2 protein-coding genes are annotated in these 1,470 nt (G+C 73.6%); one reads left to right on the top strand and one right to left on the bottom strand.

From position 1 onward, the window contains the following. A partial coding sequence (locus LCE31_RS39600; protein ID WP_225023128.1) for a TIGR03086 family metal-binding protein occupies positions 1-593 on the bottom strand: 593 nt, incomplete at its 3' end. A 385-nt stretch (positions 594-978) separates the two neighbouring features. Between LCE31_RS39600 and LCE31_RS39595 the strand changes: the two genes are divergently transcribed. After that, positions 979-1,347 carry an SH3 domain-containing protein gene (locus LCE31_RS39595; protein ID WP_225023126.1) on the top strand — a complete coding sequence of 123 codons (369 nt, stop codon included), beginning with the start codon at positions 979-981 and terminating at the stop codon, positions 1,345-1,347. Positions 1,348-1,470 lie beyond the last annotated feature (123 nt).

Here is a 1,470-nt window from a genome sequence, read left to right as displayed (position 1 = left end):
CCCGAAGCCCCGGCCGCCCCCGTCGCCGTCCAGTGCGGGTCGCGGCCCGTGAGGCCGAGCACGCGCTCAAGGGGCGGCGCGTCCGCGGCGACCGGCACCTCGGGGCCGAACACACCCATCTTCCGTGCGGTCGGCGCCAGTTCGGCGAATCGCTCGCCCACCACGTCGAGGCTCCCCCGCGCCCCCGACGTGTCGTACGGCTGTCCCGTCGCACGTGCCAGGTCCCAGCCGTGCACCATGAGATCACCGAGAGCCATCGCGCCCACCGTGCGGGCGGGCATGGCCATCCGGCCGGTCGTGCCGTCCTCGGCGCCCGGTGCCGCCCAGGCCGCGACGAGCCCGCGCGTCTCCTCGGCGAAGCCGCCCCGCCAGTCGCCCTCAAGCCGCACGGGCTCCTGACTGAGGTCCGTGTCCCGCTTCGCCGCGAGGGCCTGGAAGTTGATCACCACCCGGTACAGGTGCCCGGCCAGCGCGCGCACGTCGTAGGCGCCGCAGGGCGTCGGCAGGGACAACTGCCCGTCGTCGATACCGCGGACGACCGGCACCGTGGCGGCCGCCGCGTGCTCCAAGAGGTCGCTGATCTTCTCGCTCATGCCTCCGAACCTAGGCACGGGCCGGGAACCCGTCTTGAACAAACGCGCCACCCCATGGCTCCGCGCGGCACGGGCCAAACTCGAACACCAGGCTGCACAGGGGTGCTCCGACCTGCACACGGAGCACGAGAGGGCCGTCGAGCCCCGAGTACCACCGTGTACCACCACACGACCGAGTGATCCATCCCGGCCCCTCTGGCGGGGCGCCTCTCGACCCGTGTCGAATGAGTCACGGAAGAGACACACGGAGTAATCACCGTCTCCTGGTCACCGCTCGCCTGCCGGCGGCAGCACGTGATCACGGTGGCGGCGGGAGCGATCGCGTCGTCCCTTTCATCCGCTGGCCACCGGCCACGGGGGATCTGTTCCTATCAAGGAGACCGAGTTGACCCGCACATCCATCCAGCAGCGCTCCGGCGCCCGGGCCCCGCGCGCAGTCACGGCGGCTCTGGTCACCGCCGCCGTCCTCACCCTCGCCGGTGCCACGACGGCCGTCGCGGCGAGCAGCGAGTCGGGCTCCGCCCGCACCCTGCCCGCCACCGCGCCCGCACACCAGGCCGCCTTCGTGACCTGCACCGTGAACGACAACGGTGTGAACTACCGGAGCGGCCCCGGCGAGAACTACAAGGTCTTCGGCACGGTCAACAAGGGCCAGAAGATCAACGTCCGCGGCCAGCAGGGCAACTGGTACATGGGCGACCTCTGGGGCGGGCGCACCGGCGTCTGGATCCATGTCGCCTATGTGACCTGCTGACCCGGCCGGCCCACCGGTGATGGGGGGGGGGCCCCCCCCGCCCCCCCCCGCGCCCCCCCCCCCCGGGCGCCCCCCCCCCCCCCCCCCCCGCGGGCGGGGGGCCCCCCCCCCCCCCCCCGCGCG

The organism is Streptomyces sp. 8L (genome assembly GCF_020176795.1).
Taxonomy (GTDB): domain Bacteria; phylum Actinomycetota; class Actinomycetes; order Streptomycetales; family Streptomycetaceae; genus Streptomyces.
Note: the sequence above shows the minus strand (reverse complement) of the source record. Positions and strands in the feature narration are given on the sequence as shown.